Raw genomic sequence first — 25,711 nt, forward strand, 5'->3', positions numbered from 1 at the left:
GTACCTGATGGCAACAAATATCCATCAAATGATTTTAATTGATATTCACTTTCCTTAATCCAATATAAAAAACTATTGATCAATACAGGTGTTGTTCAGCTCATTTTTTTCGTAACTCCTGTATGTAATCGGAAGGATACATTCCAAACTGTTTGTAAAAATTTCTGCTAAACTGCCTGTAAGACCCGAAACCCACTTTTTCGCTTACTTCATACACTTTGTACCCTTCTTCAGCCAGTAAGCTGGCAGCATACTTTAGCCTTGTTTCCTTTATCAGGTCATTTGGAGAAAGATCGGAGACCTCGGCAATTTTCCGGTAAAGTGTTGCCCTGCTCATGTTCATCATAGAGGCCAGGTGATCTACGTTCAGGTCAATATTATCTATATTATCATGTATAAGTTTGCTGATTTTGTTCCGGAAAACTTCTTCTACTTTATTGTGAACGGTTGTGTTTATATGCACAACAGGCGTATTTACAAAATATTGCCTGAGCTTGTCACGGTTCTGCAAAAGTGTAGCAACCTGCACTTTTAAGTATTTCGGAGAAAAAGGCTTTTCGATATAAGCTTCAGCGCCTAATTCAATACCCTCTATTTTTGATTGCAGCGTGTTTTTTGCCGTTAAGATGATGACAGGAATATGACTATATGCCACCGTTGATTTAATAATTTTACAAAGCTCGAATCCATCCATCTCCGGCATCATCACATCTGTGATTACGAGGTGAACCGCCTTCTCCTGCATTACTTTCAGCGCTTCCACACCGTTCAATGCAGTGAGTATGGTATATTCATCAATAAGGTCTTTTGTGATGAACCTTAATATATCTTCATTATCTTCAACTAATAATACGATCGGCTTTTCCTGTTCCATGCTAAACGAATGTTTTCACAACCTGATAACGGGTATTAGAGCAGCTTAATACCTAATGATTATTAACCGGCAATGTCAATACAAAAATATTTAAAGATTCCGGATGCTCCATTAAAATAAGATTTCCACCATGTAGCTGAGCCAAAGAACGGGCCAGCGACAAACCGATCCCTGAACCAGCCAGTCTTTCGGTTTCTTTTAACCGAAAAAAAGTTTCAAAAATTTTATCTCTCATCCTGGCAGGTATCAGGTTCCCGTCGTTCTTAAAAAGAATAGTAAATTCATTATCCTGCCCGGTTACTGACAAAAGCTCAACCACTACACTTTTGGTAGCATATTTAATTGCATTATCCAGTAAATTACTGATTATTTTATTCATCGCCTCAATGTCTACAAATGCTGTGAACGAAGAAGGATGGATCAATTCAAAATCGATATTTTTCTGTTCTGCTGCAATCAGGAACCGAAGATAATGATCGTTCAGCAAAGCCACGATATCGGTTTTTTCTGCATTAATATTAAAAGCATCGGCTTCAACTTTCCTGAAATCAAGTAATTGATGGGTTAGCTCTATCAGGCGATCTGTATTTTTTTCTATGATCTTAAGATTGGATTTAACAGAAGAAGGGTCGCCTGCATCATCCATTATTTTTTCCATTGGCCCCTTTATAAGTGTAAGAGGCGTTTTTATCTCATGTGCAACATTGGTGAAAAAATCTACTTTTGCCTGGCTGATTTCTTTTTGCTTTTTAAACTCGAGAAGTTCAAGGCGGCGTTTATTTTTTGCCAGATGATAGCTGTGATAGCTGCGTATGGCGGCAAACACACCGATAATTACCAGTACTGTATATATGAAATAAGCCCATTTGCTTTTCCAAAACGGCGGAAGCACCCGGATAGTAAGCAGCGCATACTCCGGGCTCCATGCGCCTTTGCTCACCGCGCTTTTTACCGTAAATGTGTATATCCCGGGAGAAAGCTCGGTGAAGAAAACCTTCCTGTTTGATTTCAGATAAGTCCAATCCTGGTCAAGGCCTTTCATAATATAGGCATACTCTGTGGCATCGGGTGTAGTAAAGCTAAGCGCTGCAAAATCAATGCTAAAGCTTGACTGATTATGCCTGAGTATAATTTCTTTAGAATAAATAATAGACTGCTTTAATGGAGAACCGGCAGACGCTACGCTTACCTCTTTATTATTTATCTGAAAGCCGGTAAGATATGTAGGTGGTTTGTAAGTGTTTGTTTCAAACGAATAAGGCATAAAGCTTATCAGCCCTTTAACACTTCCAAAATATAATGTTTTGCCGTTATCATCATTAAAGGCCGAATTATAATTAAACTGGTCTGTCAGGAGGCCATCTGATTTTGTATATACTGCCTGCACTTCTTCTGTGAAAGGTGAGAAATTTACCAACCCTTTAGAAGTGCTGATCCAGAAATCTTCTTTACCGTCTTCCAGAACCGCATAAATAAGATTACTTGGAAGCCCGTTTTCAGTTGTATAATTGGTAAAGGTATTTTTATCGCGGTTGAAGCGGCTCAGCCCGCCTTCTGTGCCCACCCATAACTGTTTACGGCCATCTTCAAAAATCCAGTTGATCCTGTTATTGATGATCGCATTTCCTGATGCTGATTCATATTTAAAATTTCCTTTTCTGCTTGTATGAGGGTTGAAATAAAATAAGCCTTCGCTATAAGAGCCTGCCCAGATGGTACCATCATCCGCTTCATAAATGTGCTTATAAAATACAGGAGGAATATCTTTAACAGGCTCAAACTTATTTTCTTCCGGTTTAAAATAACAAAGCCCCCTGTCAGTCGCCGCTACGATTTTACCAGACTTTGTTTTTATTAAATCACATACGAAATCGCTTTTCAGCGAATGTTTAAGGGCGCTGTAGTGCTGTAACAGTTTCCCGGAATTGATATCAATTACATCAAGGCCCCCATGAAAAGTACCTACCCATATTTCGTTCCCATTTACTAAAAGGCCGTGAATATTGGTATGAGACACTTTATACCTTGCGGAATAGGGTGTAAACTGCGTGAAGACACCGGTAGCCGGATCTAACTTATTTAAACCTGCATCTTCGGTGCCTATCCATAAATTCCCATTTTTGTCTTTACATATCTCGTGTATGGCATTCCCGTTTATCGCATTGCCCGTAGATTGCGGAAAATATTTTTGAAAGCAGGTAAGCTGTTTAGGATAATAATTAATCCCTCCAAAATAGGATCCCACCCACATACCGCCTTCTTTATCGGGCCATAAAGAATATATGGCATTGTCTGATAACGAATACGGATCTCCATAGTGCTTTTGGAGATGGATGATTTTGTCGTTTCTGAAGTTATAAACAAATATACCCGATTCACTAGCTATCCAGTATTCATCCCCGCTAAACTGGGCAAAGTCCCTGATAAAAACCTGGCTTTTATTTTCTTCCGGTAAATCTTTCTTCAAAAAGGTTTTTGCTGATGTATCAAAAATATACAATCCGTGGCTGGCTGTACCTACCAGTAAAAATCCTTTCCCGGTATCATATATTTTCTGAATCGCGCGAGTGGTAGAAGGTGTGTGAGAATTAAATACGTTAAAAGTTTCGACGGATAATGAAGACGTATTCACGCTGTGAATAAGCCCTTTTGCAGTAGTGACCCAAATCCCTTTACCTGCAGATGAAGAAACAGATGTAACCTCTTCCCCTCGTAACTGTTTAAAGAACGAAAACTTTTTACTTCTGAGATCGAGCCAGCCTAACCGGTTTCTTATTATCAGCCAAAGGCGTTCCTTATCATCGAGCATAATTCCTCTTATCACCTCCGCGGGCACCTGCGGCTGCAAAAAAAACTCCTCTTTTTGCGCGCTGTATTTAAAAAGCCCATAGTCAGTTCCAACCCAAAGCTGCCGGTTCCTGTCTTCATACAATGAGATGATAAAATTGCTGCCGATACTATTAGGATTTCCGTTTTGATTCTGAAATACTTTGAAAGTATAGCCGTCAAACCTGTTTAACCCATCTTTTGTTCCAAACCACATAAATCCTTTATGATCCTGGAGCATACAACCTACTGTATTATTTGAAAGGCCGTTTTCTACCTGGTAATGCCTGAAATAATATGGCTGGCTTATAGATACGGTAATCACTAAAAATAACGCGGCAAACAGATATATCACTTTTCGCATAACTACTGCATCATTTAAATGCTATTAAAAATAGCAAAAAAGTAATTGCGAATTTGCGCAGCAAAATTCATGTGCCGATGACAAAAAGGGTTATTACTTTGAGCGGAGCGTAGTCGAACAGTTTCCTGAATTAAAGAAATGATTCGGATGCACTTAGCATGATAATTAAAATTTATCATTGATTATCAAAAATTTAAGAACCCATCACTGGCAAACCTGCTTGCCGACAGGCAGGTGCCTTTATATAGGACCAATGACATATTTACAATAAATACCCAACCGTCTTTTCGATCCCGCAACAAAAGAAGAGAAGAAATCTCACCGTAAGGCCTACTCGTTGAGCCATTTCCTTCTGGCCCTTCAAATATGATGGTACCTGTATAATGTCATCACTTTTTGATTTTGCATCCCAAATTGATCAGCCGGAATAACGACCGCAGCAATTAGGAATGCACCTCAGCAACTGAAAGGTAAAACAATAATTCTACACATGTGTATGGCTAATGGAATGAATTAGAATGATCCAATAATTGGATTACGGAAAAAGATTCATTACCGCTTCAACTTCATCACTTCACTGGCTGCCAATAAAAAAGCACCGGTTCCATATACTTCCCAGCTATCAGCACTAAAATTTTTTCCCGGGCTTGCTCCTATTGGCTGCACCCATCCCACGCGGCCTTCTTCGTTAACACAATTCATAAGCGCTTTCCATGCTTTTTCCACAACAGGCAGAAATATGCTTTTATCTAAAATCTTATTATTAATACCCCATGCTAAGGAATAACAGAAAAATCCTGAGCCGCTTACTTCTCCTCCCGGATAAGATGCAGGATCTAATAAGCTCGCTCTCCATAATCCGTCTTCCTGCTGAAGCGGCGCCACTCTTGTTGCCATTTCCTTTAACAGGTTTTCATAAAAAGAACGTTGAGGATAGTCTGCCGGTAGCTCCTGCAGTATGCGAACCAAACCACCCATTACCCAGCCATTTCCTCTAGACCAGAATATTTTTTGGCCATTCGCCTCTCTTTTCCCCGACCCGTCAGGCTTTATAACAAAATTCAGATCCCTTGCAAAAAGCTTTTCCTCTGTATTATAAAGCAAATCGTAGGTTTCCTTAAAATACTGATCGTTGGCATCAAGATATTTTTTATCGCCTGTTATAAGACCTAATTTCACTAATACAGGCGGCCCCATAAATAAGGCATCGCACCACCACCATTTAATCACTTCCACATCATTTTTCCGGGGGTAAGGCCTTGAAAGGAGCAGATCGACAGTATCTATAGTTGGTTGAATCATCTCCTGCTTTTTCTCTTTCCGGTACAGATCCAAATATGTCTGACAAATAGCAATATCGTCTGCATGGTACCAGCGTTTAAAAGGCTGCCATCGCTCCATATTTCCCATGTTCATCAAAGATTTGTAAATATCCTTAGACTTTGTTGTTTCCCATGCGGCCACAACGCCCGCATAAAATGCACCATTCGTCCAATCTTTCGGATCATGCTTAGGATGCGCCAATTGCCATTGAACAGCTTTTTTCATTGTCTGTTTAATGTGCTTTTTATTGAAGGCTTTACCGCCTGCCTGAGAGAACCCTGCCACTGAAAATGTCAGAAACGACATAATAATGAATAACTTTTTCATCTATATATTTTATTGTTTTTAATTGTCAGATAGAATTTTTCATAATCCCGATAGATTCGGGAGTATCCGAAGATTTTCATGGGACCTATTATTACTACTATTATCAATCAAACTTTCAGGTAAAACAAAATATTATACCCTCTATGTTCATGCTTTATAAACCCATAAAGGATGGTTGAGCGGATTGGCAGCTATGCATCTTGGGTATACCAGATGCATGAATCATTTTGCAGGACACGCATTCAACCATCAATAATGTTGTATATTATTATAAGATATTTTTTATCCCGGGTCATTTATCCTTTCCTGCAGCTATCAATACTTTGAATCAATTTTTGATAGCGTGGTCTGCCGGCATATCTTTTCCGCTCCATATTTTTTTCTGAGTCCACTCAGCATTAGGTTTTTTCCAGAAATCATCATCCGGTGGCAGGCCCAGTACTAAATAGGCGACCGAGCACAAATACAGGCTGCCTGTTGAAATATAACCTTCACCCATACCGGGCTGGCTTCCGTAAACGCCAATGCGCAACCAGCCCTCCTGATCAAACGTACCCGGAGCTTCTATTTGATTTTTAATTACACTATATAACGCACAGCGAACCTGCTCCGGCGTAACTTCAGGGGGAAGCTGGTGCAGGAACGCTATTTGTGACAGTGACTGAAATGCACCAAAACGATAGGCCAGTGAACGCCCAATGGGAGGATAGGTTCCCTCGGGCGAAATAAAACGTTCCTGTACAGCCGCATAGCGTTGCGCCCTGCTCATTACAAGTGTATGGATGCGCTCATCTTTAAAGCCTGCCGCTGTTAGTGTACGCGTTACATCCACTAACATAGGCTGAATAACAAAACTGTTATAATAGTCCCAGTGAAATGCAGCACCATCCCCATAAGCGCCATCTCCTTTATACCAGTTCATATGCATCCTGATGGCATAGTCCATACGCATACGGTCTCCTGAGTTATCAAATTTCAGCAAGGCGGCCTCTACCATAGCACTAAACAAAAGCCAGTTACTTTGAGAAGGAAGAATAATACGGCTGGATTTGAGCTCACGTATCACGTTTGCTTTTGTGCTTTCATCAAGCCGGCCCCAGAGTTGTTCAGGAGCTCTTAACAAAGCCTGGGCAAGGAATGCAGCGTCAACAAGCGGCTGCCCTCCCTCGTTAAAATTCATATAATCGGGCGACCGTGGGTCTGCAGCATTTTTAATACCTGCCACTGCAAGTTGTATATACTTTTCTCTTAATTTACCTTCTGCCGTGGCATCAGGGCCCAGCTCCAGCCATGGCGCCATGCCTGAGAGTAAACGTCCTAATGCCTCAAGATAGGTATACCGGCTTCTGTCCGTTACTCCTTTTGCGGCTTCTACCGGCATTTTCTTTTTTAATTCGCCTTTGCTTAACGCCTGTAAAACCGGGTCTCCGATTTTTACTAAACTCTGTACAAAATAGGCACGCTGCTGTAAGCCGTCCGGTTCCTGTGCTGTAATCTTTTGTTTACCGGCTGCATGTTTTGCAGCTTTTACGGATCTCTGGGCCATCGTTACACCGGTAGCCAGCATACTAATTATTAATAAAAACAGCTCTAAATGAAATTTAAATTTTCCAGATATCATAGATCCCATTTTGTATATCTTTTCACTTTATTTAGTATTCAATTCAACATTGCTGAATAAAAAATTATGATGCGGGCTCTCATGGTATTTCTTTAGATGCGTGGAGTAGGTCTTCACATCCAGGACTTTAGTTTTTCTATTGTATTCAACAATCCTGATGTAACCATTTCCGCCACGCTGTGACCCTATAACACCTCCCTGGAAATTTGCAAGCATCTGGAACACTTTGTTTCCATGCTTCCCAGTAGAAACTAATGTACCAACACCCGAGTTTAAGACATGACCACAAACAACCATTAATATATTCGGGTGTTGCGATACCAATTTTTCCCATATCCGCGCACCATTATTGGCAGCAGCATCGCCTGTTGATTTTCCGATACCATAGCTCGCCGGCTGCCACTTATGATCATTATTCATTAACGTACTATCCGAATAAAGATAAGCATGCGTATTTACAATAATAGCTCTGTCAGGGTACTGGTCTGCTATTTTATTTGCCCAATCAAGAACCGCGTTGCGTGGCCCGAACTCCAGGGTCATAATCATCCATTTCACACCTCCGGCATTCAGCAAGTTATACATATTATCAATTTTACCATCTTCAAAAGCACCGCCAAATGTTTTATTCTTCTTAAATCCTTCCAAAGGAAAATATTTATTAGCCATACTGGAATTACGCACGTCTGAAGCTTTACCCGGAGCTGATCCCATATCATGGTTGCCCAATGCCATGGTAAAGGGTATTTTTCCATTCAGCTTGTCCATAATTTTTTTTGCAGCATACCATTCAGAAGGCGAATTATTCTGGGTCATGTCGCCAACATGGATCACATAATCAAAGTCCCTTTCCTTTGATGCAATCCAGCCTATTTCCTCTTCGTACATTTCAGGAAATGATTCTATATAATTTTGAGGATCGGGTATGATCACAAAACGGGAGACCTGCGCAGCAATACGTTCGGTTAGCAATAACAGCAATGCAAGTATAAAAGAACAAAGTTTAGCTGACATATTTATTTAAACCTTTATTGTCAAAATGCTGATGTCTTATTTATTACCCTTCCCGGCCCATAACCCTGTATTTCCTTTATTCCACAATGGTAAGAGACTGTTTATAATATCAGGGTGCGTATCTGCTATATTATGATTCTCGGAGGGATCGGCTTTATGATCGTATAATTCTACCGCAGGCTCTTCATTCCTGAAATATTTTGTGAACCGGTAATCTTCAGTACGTACCGTTATTCCCCGTCTGAAATAACTGTATGCCACATTACTCCATTTTTTATCTGCAGGATTCATGAGTAAAGGCATCAGGCTTTTCCCATCTGTTTGATAAGTCATTTTTATGCCACACAGCTCCATCAATGTAGGATACATATCAACAGAGCTCACGATCTTATTACACGAAGCACCTTTTTTCCTGCCGGGAGTTTTGATAATCAACGGGCTTCTTAGCGCCCACTCCGAAAGTGTATGTTTGCCCCAAACCCGGTCGTCGCCCAGGTGCCAGCCATGGTCGCCCCAGATAATTACAATGGTATTTTGGTCCAATTTCAGCCTTTTTAATTCAGCAAGCACTTTACCTACCTGCGCATCTACATAGCTAATGCTGGCATAGTAGGCATGCCTGAGCTTGCGGGCATATTCGTCAGATACCGGTTGGGTTAAAGAAGCCTTTTCTTCTCCCAGTTTGTAACCATTAAACTCTTCACTCTGATGAAAGCTGGCGACACTTACATTCTTTGGAATTTCGGGGGATGGAGTCAGGGAAATTTTCGACTCATCATACATATCCCAATATTTCTTCGGAGCATTAAAGGGAAGATGAGGTTTAAAAAAGCCTACTCCAAGAAAAAAGGGTTGATCTTTAGCGGCTAACTCCTGCAGCTTCTGAACAGCCAGCCCGGCTGTAAGGCCATCCGCATAGCTTTCATCGCCTGCAGCAGCGCTCTCATAAGGCTTTACAGCCCCTTTAAGCATATTGCGGTTGGTTCCGTTTGCATAACCAAAAAAAGCATTCCATCCAGTCCCCCATTTACCGGCATCGAATAACATTTCATTCCAGCTTTCGGGTAATTCCAGTTGTTCGCTTTTAGGTTGCAGGTATTTATATACATACCCATCCGGAGAATGGCTGATTTTGCCAATACCTACTGTATAATAACCGCTCCTGCGCAGTGCATGGATGAACGTTTCGGGCACATGGTTTTTTACTGCACCTGCAACTTTATGCGTCATCGCTTCATTACTTACATCCTGTACAGAGCGAGGCAAACGACCGGTAAGTATACTTGCCCTGGAAGCCCCGCATGTAGGTACCGCCACAAAATGATTTAAAAACACCATGCCGCCGGAAGCCAGCCTGTCAATATTGGGCGAATGAATATAATCACGACCGTAACATCCCAGTTCAGGCCGCAGATCATCTACAGCAATAAACAAAACATTGAAATGACCGGTTTGCTTCAGCTTTTGACTATAAACAAAAGAAGTTGCAAAAAACATCGCTAATGATAGAACCGCTTTCTTTGTCATTTTTTATGTATTAAGATCTTTTTCAGTTTATCACCATCCCGGCGCCTGGCTCAATTTAGGAGAATTCAGAATCTCATCTTTCTTTATCGGCATCAAGTACATTTCGGGTCTGAAAATACGCTTCCGGGCTTCACTTATAATTGAGATCTCTTCATAAGTAAAAATACGGCTGGTTGCGGTACCGGTATTGGTAATCTTGATCGCCAGGTTATTTTTATTCAGAGAATCTACAGCGATCATCCACCTGCGCACATCATAAAAGCGGCTATCTTCAAAAGCCAGCTCTATTCTTCGCTCATTTCTGACGATCGCTCTCATTTCTTCTTTCGTCATGCCTGGTTTTAAACCATACATGTTATCTGAGCCGGCATCTATACCCGCACGTTCCCTGATCTTTTTGATCATTTCATAAGCTTCGTTCATATTGCCTGCTTCATTGCTTGCCTCGGCATAATTAAGTAAGATCTCGGCATAGCGAAGCAAAGGAGCAGACCGTTCTACCCTGGTCTTATTCACATTTGAAGTTTCTTCCTTACACATCTTCCGGCAATAGTATCCGGTAGAAGTAACCCCTGTAGATGAAGTAAAAGCAAGATCTAAGCCATCATTTGTTTTTCCCGGTCCGTTATACGTCCATACTTCCTCTAATGTAGCTGTGTTTCTTGACCATTTTGAGCCATTATACATTACAGAATAACCCAGGCGCGGATCCCTGTTGGCATAAGGATTCTGTGGATTAAATCCCGATCCGGGCTCATCAATGGCCTTACCGTTCTTCATGGGAAAACACTTTACGAAATTGTGAGTGGGATGCCCGTAAGACCCACCCGAACGCGTCAGCGGATTCCAGAAATTCTCATATTCAAAATTAGATGGCTGAGGTATAAAAAAGACCAGCTCTGTGGTAACTTTCTTAATAAACAAATCGTAAAAACCATAGCCGGGTTTTGTGGTATTGTCTATCTCCAGGGTGTAATATCCTGAATTGATCACCGCCCTGGCAGCATCCGCAGCTTTTTGCCAGCGATTCTGATCATAATTGGGATAAGTAGCTGCTTTAATTCTTTCATCCAGCTGATCCTGTACCCGGTACTGAGATTTAATATTCATTAATCCTCCGTTAAATAAAGGACTTGCTGCGAATAACAGCACACGCGATTTCAGGCCCAGGCAGGCCCCCTTTGTAACCCTGCCAAAATCTTTTGGATCATATTGTTCCGGCGCGGGCACCAGCTTTTCAGCATCTTCTAACTCCTTCACTACGTAATTCACACATTCTTCATAAGATGTCCTCGGCACATTCAAATCGGATTCTGCGTCGAAAACAATATCTCCTAAAACCGGAACAGCACCAAAAGCATTTAACAGGTATGAATAATACCACGCTCTTAAAAAACGGGCCTCTCCTTCCAGGCGGATTCTTAATTCATTATTAAATGGCATATCATTAATATGGCTCAGGAACAGGTTCACCCTTCTTATATTCCGGTAGGGCACCACCCACATATTCCATATCTGGGCATTGTAATTGGCCGCAGGGGAAAGCGTTGCATTTACAAATGCGGATACCTGCTGTGTATTTCCATAATACCTCGACTCTTCGTCATCTACAGTTTGTTCTTTGTTGGTTTGTCCATTATAATCTCTTTTCAAAAAAGAGAACCTGGTGTCTGCATATATCGCATTGAGAAATTCAAAGATCTTGGTACTATCACTAAAAACCTGAACTTCATCAATAACCTCAAGATTCTTGGATTTATCTAAAAAATCTCCCTTTTTACATGACACGTAAACTAACAATATAACTGCAATACTAAAAAAATAACGTTTTTTCATAATCAGAATTTTAAACCATTCTATCATTAGAAAGTTAGAGAAGCTCCAATATTTAATGTGCGCTGTGGCGGATAAACAGACCGGTCATTTCCTGAAGCTGCCTCCGGATCAAACTGATATAGCTTTGATAGTTTAGACCAGGTTAATAAATTATACCCTGATACATATATCTTCACATCCTGGAACTTCAGTTTGTTTCCCCAGTTCCTGGGAAGAGAATAACCGATCTCCAAGGTTTTTAAACGCAGGTAATCGCCCGGGATCAGCCAAAAAGTTGACGAATAATTGGTTCCCTCTGAAGTATTATTAACCGATAACCGCGGGTATTTTGCATTGTCGCCTAATTCAGGGGTCCAGGCCTCCCTGTGAATGGGTTGCATATTTGACAGGAAAGCCTGTATAGCGCCCTGCCTCGCCCTGAATGAAAAGTTTCTTGCACCCTGTAAAAGCAAACTAATACTAAGATTTTTATAAGCGCCCCCTAAAGACAATCCGTACGTGGTGGTGGGGAAATTAGGCTTCCCGAAAAAAGCCCTGTCATTTTCGGTAATAACTCCATCTCCATCAAAATCTTCAAACTTCAGATCTCCAGGTAATGCCCCGGTTGGTGGCTTCACCACATTTGCATTGTCGATATCGCTTACAGAATAAAATCCTATCCATTTATAAACCAATATCTGTCCCATACTCTGGCCGGTTGACTGTTGCCAGGGAGCATCCAGATTCACGGGTTCGTCTAATTCCAGCACCTTATCTTTCACATAAGAATAGTTTGCATTGATAAAATAGCTGAAATCATTGCCCAACCGGTTTTTGAAAGACAGCTCTGCTTCGTAACCCGAGTTTTTTACTCTGCCCTTATTTGCTTTAGGAAGCGCTACGCCAATCATATTGGGTACGCTTTCCCTGCTAATAATGATATCATAGCGCAGGTGATCAAAATAATCAACATTTAGCGACAGCTTGTCCTTTATAAAAGATAATTCTGAGCCGACATTAAACTTACGTTCCTTTTCCCAGGAAACATCGTCATTCCCCAAGGCTTTTTCTCTTAACAGCTTTAAAACAGAAGTTGTTCCTGAATTTCCAAAAACAAGACCCGGGAGATAGTTGGCATCGCCGGCCTCACTACCCGTTGCATAAACAAATTCGTGCACATAGGTGGTCTGAATACCAGAACCTATATTATCGCTACCTACTATACCGTAAGATCCTTTTATTTTCCAACGGCTCAGCCAGCTTTTCAACGGCTTCATAAAAGGCTCTTCAGTAATATTCCAGCCCAGTGAGCCTGACGGGAAGAATCCATATTTTTTTCGGGCAGCAAACACATCTGAGCCGTTATAGGCGCCGTTAAACTCAAACAGATATTTCTGCCTGAAGTCATAACCGAGCCTTGCTGCATAACCGCGTGTATTGGAGGGTATATAATTACTGGTAACAGCGGAGCTGGAACTAACAGATGTCTGCCGGTTGATCAAAAACATTCCTATAAAATGATGATCGGAGAAACGCCTGTCATAATTCAGGAAGCCCTGCATGTTCAATCTTCTTAAAGGACTACCGGCATTATATGTTAACGTGGGATCAACAATCCTGTAAACATTATCATTCCAAAGCTGATAGGTATCTGTTTCCCTGTCATAGCTGTACGAGGGGAAAGAACTGGGTGCGTTATTATCAGGAACGCCCATATTACGGCTAAATGACTGTAAGGAGGCATAGGAAACCACTCCTTTTAAAGATAATCCCTTCGTAATAAAATCTAATTTTTGCGAAGCATTTGATGCCAAATAGATATTATTTTCAAAGCTCCTGTTATACCCGTTATAAGTAAGCCTGCCTACCACATTATTTTCACCTCCCAACCCCGGGCTGATTTCTTTTACAGGATGATTGAATGTGCCATTGGGGTTATAAACCGCATAAGCGAACGGAGACAAAGTTCTGAAGTTTATATAATCCTGAAACAGGTCAGTATGGGGATTGGGGGCATTCTTCTCCCCGTTATTACCATAAAGGTCAATCCTGATATCAAGCGTTTTTGAAGCCTTTATATCCAAATTCGACCGGTAATTGAATCGTTTATAGTAATAATCTGTTCTTAACCCATTCCGGGATCCAAAATCATTAAGCATCCCGTTTTGCCATAAGTATCCCCCTGAAATAAAATACTTCACATTCGGGCTTCCGCCGCTGATGTCTATATTGGTTCTGTTCGTAGTACTGAAATCCCTGAAAAGGGTTTCTTTCCAATCTACATTCGGATGGCCCCAGGGATCTTCACCTGACTTAAATAACCTTAAATCTTCATCTGAAAAGCGCCGCTGGGGTAAAGGCGTATTGAGATATATACTATCATTTACCTGCGCCTGGTTATACAACAAAGCAGATTCATATGCATCAAGTACCTTAGGAAATATAGTAGGCTGCGAAAAACTCAATTCCGAGCGGGCGCTAACTTTTGGCTTACCCAGTTTCCCTCTTTTAGTAGTTACCAAAACCACACCATTAGCTCCTTTAATACCAAAAATGGCTGTGGTTGAAGCGTCTTTCAGTATACTGATTGATTCAATTTCGTTAGCATCCAGACGTGAAAACTGACTGTAAGAGTATTCGATATCATCCACCAAAATCAATGGGCTGTTGTCTCCATTAGGCGAGCTGCGTCCCCTTATAAAAAATGCAGCTCCGTCATCGCCAGGAACACCTGTTCGCTGCTGTGAGGAAAATCCGGGAAGCCTGCCACTTAAGGCGTTTTGTAAACTTGGAGTAGGAATATTTTGTATATCTTCTCCTTTAATAGAAGAAACAGCGCCTGTAAGTGTAACTTTCTTTTGTTTGCCATATCCTATTATAACCACATCTTCCATCTCTGATGCACTCTGATCTATTTCCAATGTAATATTGAGGTCTTCTGCTGATGATACATTTACTTCCTTGGATTGATGCCCCACTGCAGCTATTACAATGGTTTGCGACTTGCCTAACAGTTTAATTTCAAAGTACCCGTTTTCATCGGCTGATGTGCCATTACCCGGCAAATCTTTTTCAACTATGGAAGCACCCGCCAACGGGCCTTTTTCGTCTTTTACCCATCCTTTTATAAGTTGCGCATGGCTAAAAAGAGTAAAAAAAGCAAGGATTAAAGTGAAGAAAAAATATTTCATCCGTATATTTTTTTTGTTTGCTGCTGCACAAAGATTGTTTAGATCGGATGCCTGCCTGTTCGGCAAACAGGGAACTGCGCTTGTGCCTACCTCACCGGCGGGCAGGCATTCTTCTGTTCGAAGAACTCCTTTCGGAGTTTGAGAATAATCTATCATGCTGCGTTTCATGAACTTATATTTATCTATTAAGCTAACCATCTATTATTTGGTATCTGAACGTAAGGTTACCATCCCTCATTCTGAATAAAATTTTTATTCTTGGAAATTTCGCTGTAGGGAATGGGCATCCTGTATAAGCGCTGACTGAACTTAATATTGGCTGCGGCTTCCTCTGCGTATGTGAATGAGTTATTTTGACTTTTAGTAATCGATATTCCATGAAGTTTTCCGTTGAGCACCTCATCTGCAACTTTCCATCGCCGCAAATCCCAGAACCGATGCTCCTCGAAGGCCAGCTCTACCCTTCGCTCCTGCCTGATAAGCGTACGCATCTCATCCTGGGTAATGCCGGTTTTTATTCCATACCTGTTTGGAGCAACTTTGCTGGGCTCTATTTTTGCCCTTTTTCTTAATTCGATAATACTTTTCACGGCTTCTTCTGTTTGTCCCATTTCATTAATAGCTTCGGCATAATTCAAATAGGCTTCGGCTAAACGGAAAATTATGAAGTTGTGGAACTGGGTCGTATAAGTCGTATTGGTATTGGTAGGATTATCAAAATAGCCCATAAACTTTCTAAGATAATAACCGGTTTGCGTTTGTATAGCGGTTCCGCCAGGCCGGTCTTTTCCTCCTTTATAGGTTTCCACCACGCCCGGAGCGGCTAACCATCTGCGCCCATTATATAACACGGTCCATCCTAAGCGGGGGTCGCGCTTAGCATACGGGTCAGTATCTTTATATACAGTACCCGGATCAGAAATAACTCTTCCCGTGGTATCTGTGAATGCATTCACTAATTCCTGCGTGGGGCTTGTGTAGCCTCTGCTAATGACGGTTGGAGAAGCAAAACCAACAGGCCCGTGATTTTGTTCAAGATCTGCAGTTTTGGGTTTTAGATTTACAAGCAATACTTCCCTGGGATTGATAGTTGTAAAAACATCCCTGAACTCCGCCTGGAGGGTCAAACCCTTTTCTGAAGCATAATTTAAAAGATCCTTTGCGGCTTTGGCAGCGCTATCCCACCTGGACGGCTTATAATCCAGGTAACTATTCAGCTTTCTTACATTCTCATTTTGCTCAAATCCTCCGCCATTAAATAAAGGACTTGCAGCATATAATAATACCCTGCTTTTTAATGCCAGCGCAGCAGCTTTCCCTACCCTTCCCCAATAATTCACATCCATTGGGTCTGGGCGCAGAGAATTCATGACAGCATTGCATTCACTGACAATGTAGCTAACACATTCTTCATACGTGTTTCGGGGTATTTTTAAATTATCTTTTAAAGTAAAAACCTGGTCTCCAATAATGGGTACTCCTCCGTATCTCCTGACCAGCTCCCAATAGCACAGCGCTCTTATAAAGCGTCCTTCAGCCTTCCAATACCGGGGCAAGGCATCATAGGTACCATCCGGCGTGATTTTAAATGATATCTTATGAATATTCTTAAGAAGGATATTGACAGCTCTGATACCTTCATAGCCTTTTGCAAAAAATGCATCGGGATAATTCTGGGCATTTAAATTACCATTGGTGAAATAAGCAACCGAAGTGCTGTTCCTGGACGGGATGGCATCGTCAGTAGCAGCATCCAAAAAATCACCTCCTATCCGGTCAAATCCATCGGGCAGATAATTGTAAAGGTTGTTTACAAATTGCGTTGCATAAGTACCAAGGCTATCGGTAACATCCCATACAAGATCTTCGTCAATATCATTAGCCCTTCTGTCTTCAATATCTTTTTTGCATGAAACGGCAATAATACATGCTGCCAGCACAAATGAGCATAATAACGGTAATCTCTTTAGCATTAGCATTATATTTAAAAATTAATGGTTAATCCTCCGCTGAATGTTTTAACAATAGGGTATACATATCCGTAAACTTCAGGATCTACCCCTTTATATGCGGAAACTGTAAAAAGGTTGGTAGCGTTGGCGAAAATCCGGAACGATTCAATTTTAATATCCCTGGTCCATCTTCCCGCAATATTGTAACCAAGCTCCATGAACTTCAGGCGCCCGTAACTTCCATCCTTATACCAGTAGGAGGAGTTTGATATATGATTATTAATATTCGTACCCACAGTAAGCCTCGGGTAAGAAGCATTGGGGTTGTCGGGTGTCCATCTGTCAAGATGATGTTCAAATGCCTGGCCCAGTCCCCTGTTCTGAAATTCCCATTGAGAAGCACCGGTTAATGTAATATTACGATGAAGCGCTCCCTGCAGCAATGCTCTAAGGTCAAATCCTTTATAAGCTAAATAAATATCGGAGCCAAAAAATACCAGCGGCTTTGTTGTGCCAATCGGCGCTTCGTCATAAACCGTGATCCGGCCATCCATATTATAGTCCTTATACATAATATCTCCCAAGCGTGGCGTATAACCATCAATAGTTGCAACGCCCGGCCGGTTAAAATCTTCCGGAGTACGGTATAGCCCAACTGCTGTATATCCAAACGCCTGTCCTACCTGGGCACCTGTACGCCTCATCCATTCATAAGGCTGATCTACTTCGTCGATAAACACTACCCTGCTTTTTGCAATATTTGCATTAGCTGATATGTTATAGGAAAAGGAAGAAGCGCTTTTGCCATTATAACCAATCATCATATTCAAACCAGAGTACCTGCTTTTACCCAGGTTTTCAGCCGGATAGCTATTCCCGATAATAGTAATGCTTGTACCCCGTGTCCTGATTAAGTCGTAATAGTTATTTATATAGTATTCTAAAGAAAAGAACACCCTGTTTTTTAATACAGCCCCTTCAATACCCAGGTTCAGCTTATTGGCTTTTTCATAATCAAGATCTGGGTTTGCCAAAGCACCTTCTGCAACGGCAGGATTACTGCTCGGGGTTGTGCCAAAATAAACATTGGTACCACCCACATAGTACTGCCTGAAAGAATAATACCCGTTTCCGTCATTACCGGTTTTACCATATGAACCGTACAGTTTTAGCCGGTTTACCCATGAAATATTTTCGAGAAACCGTTCTTTATGCATATTCCACCCCAACCCTGCAGCAGGAAAAAATCTTAACCGGAATCCCTCGGGATAACGGTTAAACCCGTTATATCCAAAAACAGCTTCAGCTATATACTTTTCGTCATAATTATATGCCATGCGGCCTGACAGGCCTTTAAATCTTAATGGCAAATTGGAATTAATTCTTGTGCTGATGCTATTGTATAACAGTAAGCCACTGAAGCCATGCTTACCGAACTTCCTATCATATCCCAGATCAAATTCGGTATAGCTCTGGATCCACTGGTCTGCTATAGCGTCTGTATTGTTCTGTGCCCCGTCACTATTAAATCTCCTGTAGGTAGTGTCAGTTAAACCGGAGGTCTCATTGGGCATCAGATCCATCTGGTATACGGCAAATGTCTTGCTCCTGTTAATATTTTGAACAAAGGCCCCGCTAAACGACACAAGGCCTTTTACCCATAAACCTTTTGTGACAGCATCAAGGTTCCTTTTAAGGTTTACATCGGTTAACACGTTTCTTTCATAAGCCTGCCTGTAACCAGACCGGTTTAATTGCCCGTATGTGTTGTCTTTAAATTCTAATACACCCCCTAAAGATCCATCGGGATTGAGCCGGGGATAAGCGTTATTGGGCGAATTATAAATACTGTTCCTGATTGTGTTAGTAGTAGCGCCAGGCTGTGATGATTCAATTACCCTGCCTAAAACGTTGATGCCGACAATTGTTCTTTCATCAAGATTCACATCTACGTTGGTCCGCAACATATAGCTGCTAAAATCATTGTTTGTATTATACGTGTTCTCATCTTTATTTGTGTTGAAAATACCTCCCTGGCGCAGATATTCTCCTACTGCAAAATATCGCGCAGTCCTGTTACCACCCGTAACATTCATCGTTACCCGGTCCATACGGGTAGTGTTTTTGTAGGCGAGTTCAGCCCAGTCTATATCAGGATGCCCGTAAGGATCAGTATGATTCTTATACGCATCCAGATCTGCCGGGGTATATACAGGTGCAATGCCATCATTAGCCAGCGCTTCATTATACAATGTGGCATAATCGTAAGCATTTAAGCCGCGTAAAAATTTACCGGGCTTTTGAATACTGCTTTGCAATGATGCCTTTATCTTTTGCTTGCCAATTTCTCCTTTTTTAGAAGTAACCAACAGCACACCATTAGACGCCTGCGGGCCATACATAGCTGTAGCCAAAGCATCGCTCAATACAGAAACCGACTCAATCTCTTCAAAATCAAAAATGCTGATATTTTGAGGAATACCATCTATAACAATTAACGGAGATTGCCCTCTCAAAGAGAGTGAGAAGGCGCTTTCATTGGTAGTACCGCTGTTGGAACTGGATTGATTTATAAATAACCCGGGCAATTGTCCCGCCAATGCACCTTTCAGCTGGTTCCCTGGCATAGAAGCCAGCTTCGCACCGGGAATACTTCGTATAGACGCAATATTCAAAGAGCCCGGAGATTTCATATTATAGAGCATCGGCACTACAGAATCTTTTCCGGCCATATCAAACGGTGTTAAACCACGGGAAACAGCTGTATCTGATAGTGCATTCTTTACCTCGTTATGCTGGGCATACGCCTGAAAAGCACATAGAAAAAGGAAAACAAAAAGTAAGTGCCTTTTTAAAAAGGAAAAACCGGCCATATTTTGTTTTACTTCCCACTGATAATGATGCCTGAATGTGGAGAATGAAAAAGATTGTTTCATAAGACTTATTAGTAATAATATACAGATGAATAAAAGTATATTGGCGTTAAAAACGCTACATGGCAAGATATTGCAAAATTCCCGTCATCATTGAACAAGATATTTTCATGTCATCTTACCTGTTATCAATATGCCGGTAATTTTTAATCATTAACACTCTTTGATAAAATGTCTGAACTCTGGCAAGCCTCATATATAAGTTTTTACATGAGTATTGAATAAATGTATCGCTTTGAAACAAAAATAAAAATTAGCAAATGCAACTATCGTCTATTTCGTATCAGTTTTGTTTTATTTTGTTGCAATCCCGGTATTTTACAGATAAGTACCATCTCCCTGTAAGTAATATCTCTCACAGGAGCACACAGCCTGTTGTTGTGCTATCTATTTTCCCCGATAAAAATGGTAATAAACCGGTTCGTATATTATTCTGAAGAAAAATCTTCCGGATTCACATCTCTTCCCAAGTATTACAATTACAAAAAATGCAGCATTTTCCGGGAATTTGAGCATGAAGGCTGTTTTATACTCATGAATTGTATTTTTCAGAACGAATGTGCAGAAATTGATGTATCCGTTGTAGCCTGCAAGTTCCGGCTACCCGGTTCCAAATATGTTTAATCAAATTAAGTTGAGCTTAATTAAGATGGGGGTTTTCATGATGGGTAGTATCCAGCACATAATCCGCAACAGGCAATACTTCTTTCTTTAACCGGTCGCACACCCGGCAGTCCCATAAAATTTGCTTTTGGAGTTCAGTTACCCATACATCGGTTAGTGTGCCATGATAGCATTCCAATACAATAATTGAGCTCTTGTCTTTTTTTCCTGATCAATTTTTTTATAGCTTCAGCAATGGATTTCCAGCCCAGGAAACTCGTATGATCAGGAATATTTACTTCGGGATATTTATTATAATTTGATTTTGCAGGTGGCATTATCGACTATTCTATCGCTTTACAAAAATTTATTCGGGGGCGCAATTTGGGTTTAGGCGCGTTCGTCATTTGCTTTATTGAGTATTTCCACCATAGCGCTCACCTCCTGCGCATCTGCTATATACACACTGCCATAATCACTTACCCTTGTGTTGATGTACCTGACAGGGTTATCCGCTTTTTTCCTGGCAGATGCATGATATTCATATGCACCACACTCCTGTATAAGTGTTGCCAGGTTTGATGAGTTTACGCCCGCTCCGGGCATAATGCTGATTCTGCTTCCCGCCTGCTCTACCAGTTTGGCAAGCACAGCTCCGGCTTGCGGGGCACCGGTTTCCTGACCGGAAGTCAGCACCCTTTCGCAGCCACAGGCTATAATATCTTCCAGCGCAGCGTAAGGATCCGGTGCGCAGTCAAATACCCGGTTACAGGTAACACCCATAGGACCGGCCCAATCCACCACCCGCTTCATTCGCTCCTTATCTATAACAGCGTGGATGGTTTGTACGCCAACAGAAATACCATCGCAGCCAAGCTCCCTGCACATTAATATGTCTTCTTTTAAAATATCAAACTCTTCATCAGAATAATAATAGTTGCCTGAACGTGGCCTTAAAATCGGATACAGCTTCATTGAAATTTTTTCTCGTACTTTTTTAATCGTCCCATAGCCAGGCGTGGTTCCGCCTTCAATAGGATTATCGCAAAGCTCAACCCTGTAGGCGCCCGCTTGTTCGGCAATGATGCACGATGCTATATGAAAAGCACACACTTCCAATCTGAATTTATTTTCCATTCTGTATAATTATTTGATGATTATTTATAATGACTTTCTGATTTTATAATACGTTCTGTGTCATTGCTCCTTACAGACAGCGTGAAGCCTGGCTGCAGGCTATAGCAACCGTATGCACCGTTTTTTGCCAGTGCAATAAAGCCCACCTGGATTTCAGAAGCCTTTTTAGGATTGATTTTAATAATCCGTTCAACAGCCGCTTTGCAGGCAGCTGTTGGCGAAAGGCCGGCGCGCATTTGCTCTACTACCAGGTGTGAGCCCACAATACGTATTACTTCTTCACCAACACCGGAAGAAGTGGCGGCACCCACTTCATTGTCCACATAAAGGCCGGCACCGATAATTGGCGAATCGCCCACCCTGCCATGCATTTTGTATGCAAGGCCGCTTGTAGTACAGGCCCCGCTTAAATTTCCTCGGGTATCCAGAGCCAGCATTCCTATTGTATCATGATTCTCCGGGCCGCCGGGCATGGGGTCATTGTCCTTACCGTATTTTTTATTTTCAATATTTTTTTCGGGCTGATACTTAGATGTTTTCAGCCACTCTTTCCATTCAGCTTCACTTTCCGGGGTTAAGAGGTTGATCTTTTTAAACCCATTGGCCAAAGCAAAATCCAGCGCACCCTGTCCCGACAACATTACATGTGGCGTTTTTTCCATCACCAGCCTTGCCACCGAAATAGGATGCATGATATGCTCCATGCAAGCCACAGATCCGCAATTATAATACTCATCCATTATACTGGCGTCCAGCGTCACATATCCATCCCTGTCCGGCAAGCCGCCATATCCTATTGTGTGGTTTCCCGGATCGCTTTCCGGGATTTTCACTCCCGCTTCCACAGCGTCCAGCGCGCGGCCCCCGTTTCCAAGTATTTTCCAGGCTTCGGCATTAGCCGTCTTGCCAAAATCCCAGGTTGAGATTACCACAGGTTTCTGTATTACTTCACGGTTCCTCTTTTGCGGGCGGCTTAGTGCAAATGCACCCCCGCTGCTCAAAAGAAAAGAACTTAGGGATGCTGTTTTTAGAAAATTTCTTCTTGAAAACATAATGGATATTTTTATTATAATGGCTCTATAATATAGCTATAGGTATATTTTTTGGCCGTCAGCCGGTAAGATGCGTGAGGTAATGCCCCCCAGCTGTTATCTCCGCCCACACCGCGCTGCCCGAGATCTATATGCAGGGAAATAAAAGGTCTTTCATGCAGGTCTGCAGGATGCTGTTGCTTCCTGGTCAATCCGGGATCCAGATCTTCTGCCATATAAGGTAATGCGCTAAAACCTATAGGCTGCATCCCAATAACTTTAATTCCCTTTCCCGACGCATCAGCCAGCGCAAGCCAGCGCACATCTGTGCGATAGCCGTTTTCCTGCGGACGCAGATAATTTGCGGTAAACTGCTCCTTCAATTTCTGGTACAAACCGATAAAGGCCGCACTCTTTCTGTCAGCATAATTTTCCCAGGGCCCCCTGCCATAAAAACTTATGTTACTATAAATTTCAGGTACCTGCATACGCATTCCAAACCTCGGCATTTCTGGAAGAGATAGGTTTCCGAGGTTCACCGATGCGGTTATCTTAACAGCACCATTATTCAGAACATCGTAGGAAACACGGTACGGTACATTGACATCTGAAAGTAAATATTCAACGATCAGCTTAACGCCCTTTGATGTCTGTTCTTCTGCTTTTACATGTAACATTTTTCGATTGGCTGCGGCAGAGCGCCATATCCCCAACCGCTGCGGCATTTCATTACCAAAATCATTATCAGTAGGCGCCCGCCAGAAATAAGGTTCGGGAAACTGATCCAGTAACGGCAGCCCTGCCTGTTCGTAAGAAATCCAGCGCCCGTTTCGGATATCAAATTTCCCTGCTGTTTTGCCTGATTTGAAATACAGATACTTATCCGTTTTAACAACCTGCAGTACTCCTGCTGGTTCTTTAAAGTTACTAAAAAAACGGTTTTGACCTGCTCCAAATTGTTCGGAGGCCACCATCGTTCCCCCGGGCACCAGTCCGTTTTCGCTTTGCGTAAACGCATATACATTCAATAAAACCTCATCGTTTTCGTAACCGGTCTTAACAGGAAGATATATCATTTCTGATTGCCCGGGAAGAAGAGATATCTTCAATTCCCCGCTTTGCACCGCAGTCCCGTTTTTCCGCAACTCCCATTTAAAAATAATATTGTCGGTTGATAAGAAGCTATACTCATTTTTAACAAGTATCTTACCAATTCTCCATTCCTTGTCCGTAAAAGAAATAGATTGGTACACTTTCTTTACTTCATAAATAGCAGGGTGACAGGACCTGTCTGAAGCAACCAATCCATTGCCGCAAAAATTTTCATCGTTGTGCAAATGTCCCGATCCCAGGTCACCTCCATAAGCCCAATACACTTTTCCATCCACCGTTTTGCTTTTAATACCCTGATCGGCCCAATCCCAGATAAAGCCCCCCTGCATATGGTCTGAGGTGCTTATTATATCAAAATACTCCTGAAAATTACCGCTGCTGTTTCCCATAGCATGTGCGTACTCGCACATAATATAAGGACGCTTTTGGGTTTTGTCGCGCGCATATTTTTTCATATCATCAATATCCGGATACATAGGGCTTACAATATCTGTATTGCTGTTTTCGCCTGCCTGTTCAAACATTACCGGGCGCGTGCGGTCTTCCTGCTTAAGCCAGCTATAAGCATCCCTGAAAACCTGTCCGTTGCCGCATTCGTTACCCATGCTCCATATAATAATGCTGGGATGATTTCTGTCACGTACTACCATCCGTTTAATACGATCCATTATGGCAGGCGCCCAGGATTTTATATATGCAGGATGGCGGGTGGTATCAAAAGCACCCTGAAAGTTTACCCCCATTCCATGAATCTCAATGTTAGCTTCATCCACCACATATAGCCCGTATTCATCGCAAAGCTCCAGCCAAAGAGGATCATTAGGATAGTGGGAACTACGTACCGCATTAATATTATTTTGCTTCATTAATGCAATATCACGAATCATTTCCCCGCGGGAAATAATATGACCGGTGCTATCGCTAAACTCGTGCCGGTTTACACCATGCACCATAATCCTTTTACCGTTTACGAATAATTGCGCATCCCGTATTTCTATTTTTCTGAAGCCCACATTGCGGCAGACCGCTTCAATTACATGCCCTTTATTATCCTTTAACAGTAACACTAACAGGTAAAGATGGGGCGTTTCAGCACTCCATGTTCTTATATTTTTTACTGTTAAATTCGGGAAACCGATAAGTAGGTCAGATACTGATTTTTTGGATGCAACCTTGATGAGGCCTCCTGCAATATCATACAGTTTTGCATCAACAGATAGTTTACGGCGATCCGGGTTCTTCAATTTTACATTAACAGTCAGCATTCCCGTTTTATATGTTCTATCCAAATCTGTTACTATTCCAAAATCTTCAATACGGGTTTTATTTTTTGCCACAAGCCATACATCTCTCTCTATGCCTGTAAGGCGCCACATGTCCTGGTCTTCCAGATAACTACCGTCATGCCAGCGGAACACCTGCAATGCCAGCATGTTTGAGCCTGCTTTTAAATAAGAAGTAATATTAAATTCTGCGGGCAGCTTACTGGCTTTGCTAAAGCCCACAGCATGGCCATTGATATATAAATACATAGCACCGGATACAGAGCCAAAATGAATCCATACATCTTTACCGCTCCAGTTTTCCGGAATATTGAAATGATACCGGTAGGTACCCACAGGGGCAAACTGATGATCTATAAACGGAGGGTTTACAGGGAACGGGTATTTGATGTTAGTATAGATCGGGATCCCATAACCATTCAATTCCCAGTTTCCGGGAACAGGCATAGTGCCCCAAGCAGAATCATTATACAGCGGTGTATAAAAATCAACAGGCCTTTTTTCAGGCTGGCTGGTATAAAAAAACTTCCAGCTACCATTCAACAGGCGAACCCAGGGATTTGCATTTTTATTTGCAGCCAATGCCATTGCTTCATCAGGGAAAACAGTAAACGAAGCGGAGGCCGGCTCTTTATTGATATCTATGATCGTTTCGTCTTCCCACTCTTTATAAGTAAAAGTTTGCGCCCCTGATATATACGGGAGGCAAATACAATAAAATAGTAAAAGTATTTTTGTTATAAATCGAAATATTTTATCAATCACTGTTTGTATTTT

The 25,711-nt window shown here is 41.8% G+C and carries 14 protein-coding genes; all 14 read right to left on the bottom strand.

Annotated features, from left to right (window positions below; all coding sequences use genetic code 11):
• Positions 1–100 precede the first annotated feature (100 nt).
• Positions 101–874 (bottom strand): response regulator transcription factor, encoded by a 774-nt coding sequence (locus ACYVBM_RS16395; protein WP_460686772.1) that lies wholly within the window; start codon positions 872–874, stop codon positions 101–103.
• Positions 875–926: 52 nt separating this feature from the next.
• Entirely contained in the window at positions 927–4,064 is a 3,138-nt protein-coding gene (locus tag ACYVBM_RS16400; protein WP_460686773.1) for a ligand-binding sensor domain-containing protein, read from the bottom strand.
• Positions 4,065–4,616: 552 nt separating this feature from the next.
• The gene (locus ACYVBM_RS16405) at positions 4,617–5,714 is read right to left on the bottom strand and encodes a glycoside hydrolase family 88/105 protein (protein WP_460686774.1); all 1,098 of its coding nucleotides are present in this window, start codon (positions 5,712–5,714) and stop codon (positions 4,617–4,619) included.
• Positions 5,715–6,042: 328 nt separating this feature from the next.
• Entirely contained in the window at positions 6,043–7,335 is a 1,293-nt protein-coding gene (locus ACYVBM_RS16410) for a DUF2264 domain-containing protein (RefSeq protein ID WP_460686775.1), read from the bottom strand.
• A 27-nt stretch (positions 7,336–7,362) separates the two neighbouring features.
• Entirely contained in the window at positions 7,363–8,349 is a 987-nt protein-coding gene (locus tag ACYVBM_RS16415) for a metallophosphoesterase (protein WP_460686776.1), read from the bottom strand.
• 36 nt (positions 8,350–8,385) lie between these two features.
• Positions 8,386–9,876 (bottom strand): sulfatase, encoded by a 1,491-nt coding sequence (locus ACYVBM_RS16420; RefSeq protein WP_460686777.1) that lies wholly within the window; start codon positions 9,874–9,876, stop codon positions 8,386–8,388.
• Between the two features lie 30 nt (positions 9,877–9,906).
• On the bottom strand, positions 9,907–11,712 hold the full coding sequence (locus tag ACYVBM_RS16425) for a RagB/SusD family nutrient uptake outer membrane protein (protein ID WP_460686778.1): 1,806 nt from the start codon (positions 11,710–11,712) through the stop codon (positions 9,907–9,909).
• Between the two features lie 26 nt (positions 11,713–11,738).
• A complete protein-coding gene (locus ACYVBM_RS16430) occupies positions 11,739–15,050 on the bottom strand; it encodes a SusC/RagA family TonB-linked outer membrane protein (RefSeq protein WP_460686779.1) in 3,312 nt (1,103 codons plus the stop codon).
• A gap of 56 nt (positions 15,051–15,106) precedes the next feature.
• The gene (locus ACYVBM_RS16435; RefSeq protein ID WP_460686780.1) at positions 15,107–16,855 is read right to left on the bottom strand and encodes a RagB/SusD family nutrient uptake outer membrane protein; all 1,749 of its coding nucleotides are present in this window, start codon (positions 16,853–16,855) and stop codon (positions 15,107–15,109) included.
• A gap of 11 nt (positions 16,856–16,866) precedes the next feature.
• On the bottom strand, positions 16,867–19,770 hold the full coding sequence (locus ACYVBM_RS16440; RefSeq protein WP_460686781.1) for a SusC/RagA family TonB-linked outer membrane protein: 2,904 nt from the start codon (positions 19,768–19,770) through the stop codon (positions 16,867–16,869).
• A 637-nt stretch (positions 19,771–20,407) separates the two neighbouring features.
• Positions 20,408–20,569 (bottom strand): hypothetical protein, encoded by a 162-nt coding sequence (locus ACYVBM_RS16445; RefSeq protein WP_460686782.1) that lies wholly within the window; start codon positions 20,567–20,569, stop codon positions 20,408–20,410.
• A gap of 191 nt (positions 20,570–20,760) precedes the next feature.
• Positions 20,761–21,507, bottom strand: coding sequence for a copper homeostasis protein CutC (locus ACYVBM_RS16450; protein ID WP_460686783.1), 747 nt, complete (start codon positions 21,505–21,507; stop codon positions 20,761–20,763).
• A gap of 20 nt (positions 21,508–21,527) precedes the next feature.
• The gene (locus tag ACYVBM_RS16455) at positions 21,528–22,559 is read right to left on the bottom strand and encodes a N(4)-(beta-N-acetylglucosaminyl)-L-asparaginase (protein WP_460686784.1); all 1,032 of its coding nucleotides are present in this window, start codon (positions 22,557–22,559) and stop codon (positions 21,528–21,530) included.
• Positions 22,560–22,573: 14 nt separating this feature from the next.
• Entirely contained in the window at positions 22,574–25,699 is a 3,126-nt protein-coding gene (lacZ, locus tag ACYVBM_RS16460) for a beta-galactosidase, LacZ type (protein WP_460686785.1), read from the bottom strand.
• Positions 25,700–25,711: the final 12 nt, after the last annotated feature.

The sequence above is a fragment of the Niabella aquatica genome (genome assembly GCF_054779315.1).

Bases quoted from the DNA above. Each gene is read 5' to 3' on its own strand.
- ACYVBM_RS16395 (WP_460686772.1), bottom strand. From the start codon at position 874: ATGGAACAGGAAAAGCCGATCGTATTATTAGTTGAAGATAATGAAGAT.
- ACYVBM_RS16400 (WP_460686773.1), bottom strand. From the start codon at position 4,064: ATGCGAAAAGTGATATATCTGTTTGCCGCGTTATTTTTAGTGATTACC.
- ACYVBM_RS16405 (WP_460686774.1), bottom strand. From the start codon at position 5,714: ATGAAAAAGTTATTCATTATTATGTCGTTTCTGACATTTTCAGTGGCA.
- ACYVBM_RS16410 (WP_460686775.1), bottom strand. From the start codon at position 7,335: ATGATATCTGGAAAATTTAAATTTCATTTAGAGCTGTTTTTATTAATA.
- ACYVBM_RS16415 (WP_460686776.1), bottom strand. From the start codon at position 8,349: ATGTCAGCTAAACTTTGTTCTTTTATACTTGCATTGCTGTTATTGCTA.
- ACYVBM_RS16420 (WP_460686777.1), bottom strand. From the start codon at position 9,876: ATGACAAAGAAAGCGGTTCTATCATTAGCGATGTTTTTTGCAACTTCT.
- ACYVBM_RS16425 (WP_460686778.1), bottom strand. From the start codon at position 11,712: ATGAAAAAACGTTATTTTTTTAGTATTGCAGTTATATTGTTAGTTTAC.
- ACYVBM_RS16430 (WP_460686779.1), bottom strand. From the start codon at position 15,050: ATGAAACGCAGCATGATAGATTATTCTCAAACTCCGAAAGGAGTTCTT.
- ACYVBM_RS16435 (WP_460686780.1), bottom strand. From the start codon at position 16,855: ATGCTAAAGAGATTACCGTTATTATGCTCATTTGTGCTGGCAGCATGT.
- ACYVBM_RS16440 (WP_460686781.1), bottom strand. From the start codon at position 19,770: ATGAAACAATCTTTTTCATTCTCCACATTCAGGCATCATTATCAGTGG.
- ACYVBM_RS16450 (WP_460686783.1), bottom strand. From the start codon at position 21,507: ATGGAAAATAAATTCAGATTGGAAGTGTGTGCTTTTCATATAGCATCG.
- ACYVBM_RS16455 (WP_460686784.1), bottom strand. From the start codon at position 22,559: ATGTTTTCAAGAAGAAATTTTCTAAAAACAGCATCCCTAAGTTCTTTT.